The sequence below is a fragment of the Brasilonema octagenarum UFV-OR1 genome (genome assembly GCF_963888615.1).
GTDB classification, from domain to species: domain Bacteria; phylum Cyanobacteriota; class Cyanobacteriia; order Cyanobacteriales; family Nostocaceae; genus Brasilonema; species Brasilonema sennae.
The window spans coordinates 1-11,284 of the sequence record NZ_CAWPKW010000111.1; the positions used below are offsets into that span (position 1 = coordinate 1).

An 11,284-nucleotide genomic window follows, 5' to 3' on the forward strand; every position below is an offset into this window, starting at 1 on the left:
GAGTCCCAAGGGGACACGCTGCGCGTTCGCTCGATTCGTGCGCTTTGCGCTTACGCTTCACTCCATTACGCTCGTAATGACATTTTATGTTTAATTAGGTTGACCTACTTAACAAATAATTTTTTATGACGAATTAAGCTGTTTGGAGGTAAAGTTTCTGTGAATATCAAGCAATGGGTAGCCGACCTTACTAAACAAGGTGTGAAGTTGTGGGTTGACGGTGAGCAGTTACGTGTTAATGCTCCCAAGGGAGTATTGACACCAGAAACTCGTGACTTATTAGCTAAAAATAAAGCAGAACTAATTTTATTGCTAAAAGAACAAAATGCAGACACTGCTACAGATTTACCCCTAATTAAAGCCGAACGTCCTCAGAACTTAGCTCTGTCTTTTGCCCAAGAACAACTGTGGTTATTAAACCAGTTAGAACCAGACAACCCCTTCTACAACGAACAAGCAGCTCTAAAACTTCACGGTCACTTGAATATTGTGGCGCTAGAGCAAAGTTTCAACAAAATTATCTCTCGCCACGAAGCTTTACGTACCAACTTCCGCACCTTCAATGAGCAGCCAGTCCAAGTCATTGCTGACAGCTTAACATTAAGTGTGCCAGTAGTAGACCTTACAAAACTACCTGAAAGTGAAAGAGAAATTGCTTGCCAACAATTAGCGACAAAAGAAGCTAATCAACCCTTTGACCTGGCTAATTCGGCGTTAATCCGAGCTTATGTGGTTAAAATCACTGAGATAGAACACGTCTTTATACTCACAATACACCACATTGTTTTTGATGGTTGGTCAATGGGTATAATCATGCGGGAATTGGCAACCATTTACTCAGCGCTCTGCAATAATTTGTCCCCAAAGCTACCGGAACTACCACTTCAGTTTGCCGACTTTGCGACTTGGCAACGGCAATGGTTGCAAAAAGAAGTACTCCAAACGCAGCTGGATTACTGGAAGCAACAACTCAAAAACGCTCCCACCTTATTAGAATTACCCACAGACAGACCAAGACCAGCGATTCAAACTTACCGGGGTGCAACTCAATATACAAAATTTTCCAATGAACTGGGTGAAGCACTTGCCAATTTCAGTAGGCAAGAGAGAGCCACTCTATTCATGACGCTGTTGGCAGCGTATGTTACCTTACTTTATCGCTATACAGGCTCGGATAACATTGTAGTAGGAACGCCCCTTGCTAACCGCGATCGCTTGGAGCTTGAAGGGTTAGTTGGTTTTTTTGTCAATACTTTGGCATTACATACCGATTTATCAGGCAACCCCAGTTTTCAGCAATTGCTCCGTCGAGTGCGGCAGGTGACACTGGAAGCTTACGCTCATCCAGACCTACCCTTTGAGGAGTTAGTCAAAGCATTGCAGCCACAACGAGACCTCAGCCATACGCCACTGTTTCAGGTGATGTTTGTTCTCGAAAATGCACCCACGTCTGAGGTAGAGATGAGTGGGTTAACTGTCAGTTCATTTGCAACAGAAAGGACAACTGCCAAGTTTGATTTAACTTTATTTATTAAAAACACGACCAGTGGGCTGGTAGCTGCGTGGCAATACAACACTGACTTATTTGATGCGTCTACCATTGAACGAATGGCAGATCATTTTGTGACGTTGCTCGAAAGTATTATTGCTAACCCACAGCAGCAAATTTCTCAATTGCCCCTGCTGACACAAGTTGAGCAACAACAGTTGTTAGTAGAGTGGAACAATACTCAGGTAGATTATCCCCGTGAGAAATCTATCCCTCAGTTGTTTGAGGAGCAAGTGCAGCGTACACCAGATGCTGTAGCTGTGGAGTTTGGTAATCAACAACTTACTTACTACCAATTAAACTGCCGCGCTAACCAGTTGGCGCACTACCTTAAGTCCTTGGGTGTAAAAGCTGATGTATTGGTTGGGTTGTGTGTCGAGCGTTCCTTAGAAATGGTCGTGGGACTGTTAGGGATTCTCAAAGCAGGTGGTGCTTATGTGCCACTTGATCCAAACTATCCTACTGAGCGTTTGGCTTTCATGTTAGAAGATGCTCAAGTTTTAGTGTTGCTCACCCAGCAGTCACTCGTTGACAGACTACCTGAGCATCAAGCAAAACTGGTTTGTTTAGATACTGACGCTCCACTAGTTTCTCAGTTGAGTCAGGAAAATGTCATCACAGATGTACAAGCGAATAACTTAGGGTATGTAATTTATACCTCTGGTTCTACAGGTAAGCCCAAGGGTGTAGCCATGAATCAGCTTGCCCTTTGCAATCTCATCTTGTGGCAACTTCAAAATCATACTATTTCTACTGGAGCAAAAACCCTGCAATTTGCTCCTATCAGCTTTGATGTCTCCTTCCAAGAAATGTTTTCTACTTGGTGTTCTGGAGGCACATTGCTGTTGATTACAGAGGAATTGCGCCGTGAGGCCTTGGCTTTGTTAGGTTTTCTCCAACAAAAAGCTGTTGAAAGATTGTTTCTTCCCTTTGTTGCTTTACAACAACTAGCTGAAATCGCTATTGGTAGTGAATTAGTTACTAGTCATCTACGAGAAATCATTACTGCTGGGGAACAGTTGCAGATTACTCCCGCCATTTCTCAATGGTTTAGCAAACTCAGTGAGTGTACTTTGCACAATCATTATGGACCATCGGAAAGCCATGTAGTCACTACTTTTACACTAACTGATTCAGTGGACACTTGGCCGTTACTTCCTCCGATTGGAAAGCCAATTGCCAATACACAAATTCATATTTTAGATAAATTTTTACAGCCTGTACCTATTGGTGTGCCAGGAGAGTTGTACATTGGTGGTGTTTGTTTGGCGCGGGGCTACCTCAACCGTCCAGAGTTAACACAAGAAAAATTTATCTCCAATCCGTTTGAGAAGGTAGGAGAGAGTAAATTTTATAAAACAGGGGATTTGGCACGTTATCTGCCAGATGGCAACATCGAATACTTAGGACGGATCGATAATCAGGTTAAGATACGCGGTTTTCGGATTGAATTGGGCGAAATTGAAGCAGCATTAAGCCAACATAGCGATGTAGAAACATGTTGTATCATTGCCCGCGAAGATACCCCAGGTGATAAACGCCTAGTTGCCTACGTGGTAGCACATCAGGACTGTACACCCACAATCAGCGAACTGCGGCAATTCCTCAAAGCAAAGCTGCCAGAGTACATGGTGCCAAATGCTTTTGTTATTTTGGAGTCCTTGCCTCTAACTCCTAGCGGCAAAGTAGATCGCCGTGCATTAAGAGCACCAGATTTACACAGCGAAATTACAGACAAATATATTGCCCCACGTACTCCAATTGAAGAACTGTTGGCACAAATTTGGGCGCAAGTGCTGAAAGTAGAACTAGTGGGTATTCATGATAACTTCTTTGAACTAGGGGGACACTCGCTACTAGCAACGCAACTGGTTTCACGTATCCGCAACATTTTCAAAGTGGAACTACCATTGCGTGAGTTGTTTGCAAGAGCAACAGTAGCTGAATTGGCGCGATCGCTTGAGCAGTTACAGCAACAAGACTTAGAACTGTCCGCACCGCCCATTCTACCAAGAGCCAAGAATACAGACTTACCACTGTCATTTGCTCAACAGCGTTTGTGGTTTTTAGATCAATTTGAACCGAACAGCCCTTCTTACAACATTCCTTTGGCTTTGCGTCTAGCAGGAACTCTCAATCAAGCAGCCTTAGAGCAAAGTTTACAAGAAATTATTCATCGCCACGAAGCGTTACGTACCAATTTCGTCAGCGTTAATGAACAACCAACGCAAATTATTAGGGAACGCTTAACAGGGAACAGGGAACAGGGAATAGGGAATAGGGAACAGGAAATAGTAAGAACTTCAGAGCCTCTAGCATTTATACCTTGGACAGTTTCAATTATTGACTGGCAACATCTGCCAACAAGTGAACAAGAAAGTGCTTTACAGCAATTAGCTCAACTACAAGCTATTCAACCGTTTGACTTGGCAAGTGAACCATTACTCAGGGCGACATTAGTGGTGCTGTCAGAGACAGAACACGTCTTGTTAGTGTGTATGCACCACATTGTCTCTGATGGTTGGTCGATGGGTGTGTTTCTCCAAGAACTAGAAACCCTGTACAATGCTTATTCTCAAGGTCAAACTCCATCTTTAGCGCCACTGCCGATTCAATACGCAGATTTTACCATCTGGCAAAGAGAGTGGTTGCAAGGGGATGTACTGCAAACTCAACTAAGTTACTGGCAACAACAACTAAAAGATGCACCAGCTTTGTTGTCCCTGCCCACAGACCGACCCAGACCTGCTGTGCAAACTTTCGCTGGGGCATATCAACAGTTTACACTTTCAGTTGAGTTAACTGATAGATTAGTAAAACTGAGCCAGGAGCAAGGTTGTACTCTGTTTATGACGCTGTTGGCAGCTTATGATACTCTGCTTTACCGCTACACAGGACAAGCAGATATTTTGGTAGGGACACCAATTGCAAACCGCGATCGCAGTGAGATAGAAGGGCTAATTGGCTTTTTTGTCAACACTTTAGTCATGCGTTCTAACTTGGCAGGCAACCCCAGTTTTAGCGAATTACTGGGTCGTGTTCGAGAAGTCGCTTTGGGAGCGTATGCTCATCAGAATTTGCCTTTTGAAATGCTGGTAGAAGCATTGCAGCCAGAACGGGATCTCAGCTATACACCACTATTCCAGGTGATGTTTGCCCTCCAGAATGCGTCCACATCTCAAGTAGAGTTGACTGGGTTGACTGTCACTCCATTGATAACGGAAGGCACAACGGCAAAGTTTGATTTAACTTTAATAATGCAGAACACTGCCACTGGGCTGGTGGGTTTTTGGGAGTACAACACTGACTTGTTTGATGCTAGTACCATTGAGCGACTGACTGGTCATTTTGTGACATTGCTTGAAGGAATTATTGCTAACCCACAGCAGCAAATCTCACAATTGCCACTGTTGACAGCAGCTGAACAACAGCAGTTATTAGTGGAATGGAATGATACTCAAGCAGATTATCCTTCTGATAAGTGTATCCATCAGTTGTTTGAGGAGCAGTGTTTGAGCACACCAGATGCTGTGGCAGTTGTGTTTGCAGATCAACAACTAACCTATGACCAGTTAAATAATCGTGCTAACCAGTTGGCGCACTACCTCAAGTCTTTGGGAGTGGGAGCAGATGTGCTAGTTGGTATTTGCGTAGAACGTTCTTTAGATATGGTGGTAGGACTGTTGGGGATTCTCAAGGCAGGGGGAGCTTATGTACCATTTGACCCAGAGTATCCTACTGAACGCTTGAGCTTTATGCTAGAAGATGCTCAAGTTACAGTGTTGCTAACTCAGCAAAAACTCGTTGACAGACTGGCTCAACATCAAGCAAAGCTTATTTGTTTGGATACTGACTGGCAGCTTGTTTCTCAGTCAAGTCAGGATAATCTCATCACTGAAGCACAAGCGAATAACTTGGCTTATGTAATTTATACTTCCGGTTCTACGGGTCAACCCAAGGGAGTGCTGATTGCCCATCAAGCATTGCTGAATTTGGTGTTCTGGCACAAAAGAGCTTTTAACATCACTTCATTAGATAAAGCTACTCAATTAGCAGGAACAGCATTTGACGCTGCGGTCTGGGAATTATGGCCTTACCTAACGGCAGGAGCAAGTATCCACCTAGTCAAACCTCAGCTCCTTAGCTCCCTAGTGAAGCTACGAGACTGGTTGATTTCAAAGAAAATTACTATAAGTTTTCTGCCAACACCATTGGCACAGGAATTATTGTCTTTGGAATGGCCGACTGAAAATTTGGCTTTGCGAACCATACTGACTGGAGGAGATAAGCTTAATCAGTATCCATCAGATTTAATCCCCTTCCAAGTCGTAAATAATTATGGCCCGACTGAAAATACTGTTGTCACAACTTCTGGGCTGGTAGTTGCTAAGGAGCAAGATCAAACTTCACCGACCATTGGACGAGCGATCGCCAATACACAAGTTTACATCTTAGACGAAAATTTGCAAGCAGTGCCTGTGGGTGTGCCAGGAGAGTTGCACATCGGTGGTGTTGGGTTGGCAAGAGGCTACCTCAACCGTCCAGAGTTGACACAAGAGAAATTCATCTCCAATCCATTTGAGGAGATAGGAGAGAATAAATTATATAAAACTGGGGATTTGGCGCGTTATTTACCAAACGGTAATATCGAATACTTAGGACGCATTGACAATCAGGTAAAAATTCGGGGCTTCCGCATTGAATTGGCAGAAATAGAAACACTACTGGGGCAACATGGTGATGTGCAGACATGTTGCGTCATCGCCTGTGAACAAACTCCAGGTAATAAGCGCTTAGTCGCCTATGTAGTGCCACAAAAAGAGCAGACTTGTACTGAGCGACTCGTGCGAGCCGGAGCCGAGGTCAGTCGAAGTACACCGACAACGGACGAGCTGCGTCAGTTCCTTTCCAATAAACTGCCTGGGTATATGGTGCCAACTGCTTTTGTGATGTTGGAGTCCTTACCCCTGACACCTAATGGTAAAGTAGACCGTCGCGCTTTGCCTGACCCAGATTTACATCAGGAACTGTCAGATTACGTAATGCCAAATACAGAACTAGAAACAATCATTGCTGGCATTTGGCAAAAAGCACTACAAGTAGAAAAGGTGGGAATTTACAATAATTTCTTCGAGCTAGGAGGTCATTCCTTACTCCTAGTAAAAATTAATCAGCAATTGCAAGAAGAATTGGGTTTAGAACTATCCATTGTTGATATGTTTAATTACCCAACCATAAATAGTTTAACCCAATACTTAAGTAATAAAATCAAAAAAGAAGATACAATGAATGAAAAAAAATATCGTAGTCAATTTCATAGTGAAAGTAAAATTTTAAGAAACCAACAATTACAATCCAGGCAACAATATCGCTCTCAGAGAAAAAGGTAAAAATGACAATAGATTCAGTAGATAGTAATGAATTTAACAATTCTGAAATAGCAATAATTGCTGTTGCTGGTAAATTCCCTGGCGCAAAAGATGTTGAATCGTTTTGGCAGAATTTACGAGAGGGTGTAGAATCTATATCCTGGCTAACAGATGAAGAATTGAGAAATTCTGGTGTTTCTCTAGATTTGCTGAGTAACCCTAATTATGTAAAAGCTAGTGCTGTTATATCAGACATTGAATTGTTTGATGCAAATTTGTTTGCTTATAGTGCCAAAGAAGCTGAGTTAATAGATCCACAACAACGCCTATTTTTAGAATTGGCTTGGGAAGCCGTAGAAAAAGCTGGTTATGATCCACAAACTTATCATGGTTTAATAGGGGTTTATGGTGGTGTAGGGATGAGTAGGTATTTGCTCAATAACCTTTACCCTAATCATCAATTATTAGAAACAACTGATCCGATCCAATTAGGATTTTCCAACGATAAAGATTTTTTACCTACACGAGTTGCATATAAACTTAACTTGACTGGTCCCGCAGTAAATGTACAAACAGCCTGTTCCACTTCTTTGGTTGCTGTTCATGTAGCGTGTCAAAGTCTCTTAAATGGTGAATGTGACATAGCTTTAGCTGGTGGAGTTACTCTCAGTATTCCCCAAAAAATAGGTTATTTACATCAAGAAGGAATGATTCTTTCTCCTGATGGACACTGCCGTGCTTTTGATGCTAAAGCACAAGGAACAATTGCCGGTAGCGGTGCTGGTATTGTGGTGTTGAAAAGATTAAAGGATGCGATCGCCGATCGCGACTACATCCATGCCATTATTAAAGGTTCAGCAATTAATAATGATGGTGCAATGAAAGTGGGCTTCACTGCTCCTAGTGGTAGCGGTCAAGCAGCAGTAATTGGCGAGGCTCAAGCTATAGCTGGTGTAGATGCTGAAACAATTTCTTATATCGAAGCTCATGGTACAGCTACACCTATAGGAGATCCGATTGAAATTGCAGCTTTAACTCAAGCTTTTAGGCAAACTACCGATAAAAAAGGTTTCTGCGCTATTGGTTCGCTAAAAACCAACTTGGGACATTTAGATACAGCAGCAGGTGTCGCAGGTTTGATTAAAACTGTATTAGCACTGCAACATAAAATGCTGCCTCCTAGTTTGCACTTTGAGACACCTAATCCCAAAATTGATTTTGCCAACAGTCCTTTTTATGTCAATACAACCCTGACTGAATGGAAAACAAATAACACCCCTCGCCGTGCTGGAGTTAGTTCTTTTGGTATGGGAGGTACTAACGCTCATGTAATTTTAGAAGAAGCACCTTTGTTGAGGCAGGGGGCAGGGAGCAGGGAGCAGGGGAGAAATTATCAATTGTTGGTAGTTTCGGCTAAGACTGCTACGGCGCTTGAGAAGGCAACAGGTAATTTAGTCGCGCATTTAAAGGAGCATCCTGAGCTTAACTTGGGTGATGTTGCTTATACTCTCAATAGTGGTCGCCGGGGTTTTAATCATCGACGGATGTTAATTTGTCAAGACTTAGAAGATGCTGTCAATGCTCTAAGTAGTTTAGCAGCCCAACAAGTTTTTACTGATTATACAGAGATTACAGAACGGTCTGTTGTCTTTATGTTTCCTGGTCAAGGTTCGCAGTATGTGAACATGGCACGGGAAATTTATCAGACTGAGACAGTATTTAGAGAACAAGTTGATTATTGCTCAGAAATTCTTAAATCCCTATTAGGGGTAGATTTACGTCATATTCTTTACCCCAACAACGAAAAGATTGACGAGGTATCAAAGCTACTTCAACAGACAGCCATTGCCCAACCTGCGCTTTTTGTGATTGAGTACGCTCTAGCTAAATTATGGCAGTCATGGGGAGTGGAGCCACAAGCTGCGATCGGTCATAGTATTGGCGAATATGTAGCAGCAACTCTAGCAGAAGTTTTTTCCTTAGAAGATGCCTTATCTCTGGTAGCAGCACGCGGGGTGATGATGCAGCAACTTCCCACTGGAGCAATGCTTTCTGTTCCTCTGCCCGCAGACAAGATAAAATCCTTATTAGGGCAAGAACTTTCTGTTGCAGCGATTAATCAACCATCGCAGTGTGTAGTATCCGGTTCAACAGCAGCAATAGATGCACTACAAAATCAGCTTGCTGCTCAAGGTATTGAATGTCGCCGCCTGCATACTTCCCATGCCTTCCATTCTCAAATGATGGAACCAATCTTAGAGGCATTTGCAGAGCGAGTCAAAAAAGTTACTTTAAATCCTCCAAAACTTCCTTATATTTCCAACCTTACTGGCACTTGGATTACAGTCACCCAAGCAACAAATCCTGAGTATTACGCTCAACATCTGCGTTCCACAGTGCTGTTTGCCCAAGGTGTAGAGAAATTATTGGCAACACCTGAGCAAGTCTTACTAGAAGTGGGACCAGGACATACACTAACTACATTAGTCAAAAGACATCCAGACAAAGCATCTGCACAAACGGTCTTAACTTCGGTACGTCATCCTCAAGAAAAGCAATCCGATATTCATGTTTTATTCAACACATTAGGTCAACTCTGGTTGACTGGGGTCAAAGTAGATTGGTTTGGATTCTATACTCACCAAGAGTACTATCGTCTTCCCCTACCGACTTATCCCTTTGAACGCGAACGATATTGGATTGATCCCCCACAAAAAACAGCTTGGGGACAGTTGCAAACTTTACCCACAACATCACAATTGTGGACATCGCTTACACAAGCAGGTCAAAACCAAGCAAGTGTTAGAAATGCAGAACTCAACGAGTTAACATATCAAGAGAACAGACAGTGCTTAGATCGTTTATGCACAGCCTACATTAACTCTGCACTCAAGCAATTAGGGGCTTTTAGCAATGCCAAAGAAAAGTATTCTTTGGAGAATTTATTGGCGCAATGCCATATAACTCCCCGCTATCAGCAATTGTTGTCTAGATGGTTACAAATATTGGTGGAACAAGGACAACTACAGCAACAGGAGGGGTTATTTACTCGGTTAGTGCCATGTTCACAACATTATATTAATGAACATTTACAACAAGTCCGAGCGAGGTTCGCTTCTACATCTTTAGTAGATTTAGATTTAGTGCAACGCTGTGGTGAAAATTTAGCTGCTATTGTTGTTGGTGAACAAGAACCATTAGAGATTTTCAATGAACTAATTTATCAAAAAGAAAACAATGGTTCAAATGTAGAAGGGGAAAACAACGGTTCACATCGAGAATCTTTCTTAAATACTTACTACAACTCTATCTTGCGCTCAAGTTTGGAACAGGTGGTCAAGTCATTACCATCATCTGTTCACCTGAGAGTTCTAGAAATTGGTGGGGGTACAGGTATGTCTACGCAAGCATTATTACCTGTGTTGCCGCCCAAACAAACCAACTATACTTTTACTGATATTGGTAACGGCTTCCTAACTCAAGCCCAACAAAAGTTTCAGGACTATCCATTTGTCGAATATCGATTACTAGATATAGATAAGTCGCCAACTGAGCAAGGGTTTGAGAAGTATAGCTTTGATGTAGTCATAGCTTCTAATGTGTTACACGCAACTCGGAATATAGATCAAACACTCCACCATGTACGCTCTTTATTAGCTCCTGGCGGCTTCCTCTTAATGTGGGAAATAATTCAGCAGAAAATAGACTTTGATATTAGTTGGGGTCTGCTGTTGAAACCTTTAGACGATAAAAGACGCAGCCCAGGTCAGCCTTTTATCATTAAAGAACAGTGGTTTGAAGCACTACGCGCTCAAGATTTTGTTCAAGTTGCTGCTTTTCCTGAAACTGAAACGTTTGAGCATAAGATTATTATGGCTCAAGCTTCTGCATTAGCTGCATTTAGTACAAAATCTGGGCAAAAAGAAACTGACACCAAATCAGAGGTTTCATTACAAAGAAAGCCGGATGTTTTTCAGCCAGAAAAATTGTCTGCACTTCACTCAAGACCTAATTTGCCCAATTCCTATATAGCTCCACGTGATGAGAGTGAGCAAAAAATCGCTGAGATTTGGCAAGAATTATTAGGAACTAAACAGATAGGAATTCATGATAACTTTTTTGATTTAGGAGGAGATTCTTTAATAGCTGTTCAGGTTATATCCCGATTACGCAAGACTTTTTCTATTCAATTAACTGTAGCACTTTTCTTTGAATGTCCCACCATAGCTGAAATAGTACCAAAGCTAGAAAAACAATCAGAACTAGATACCAACTTAGATGCAGATGAAAGAGAAGAAATCGCAATATAAATAAGTAGGTCAACATTGAAAAACGTAAGATAGAGTTTTGGCGATTACTGAGTCCC

Annotated in this window: 2 protein-coding genes; both read left to right on the forward strand. The window is 42.2% G+C overall.

Annotated features, from left to right (window positions below):
- Nucleotides 1-159 precede the first annotated feature (159 nt).
- Entirely contained in the window at nt 160-6,939 is a 6,780-nt protein-coding gene (locus tag AC5590_RS08755; RefSeq protein WP_169268507.1) for a non-ribosomal peptide synthetase, read from the forward strand.
- A gap of 2 nt (nt 6,940-6,941) precedes the next feature.
- Nucleotides 6,942-11,228, forward strand: a complete 4,287-nt coding sequence (locus tag AC5590_RS08760; RefSeq protein WP_169268508.1) for a type I polyketide synthase — start codon at nt 6,942-6,944, stop codon at nt 11,226-11,228.
- Nucleotides 11,229-11,284: the final 56 nt, after the last annotated feature.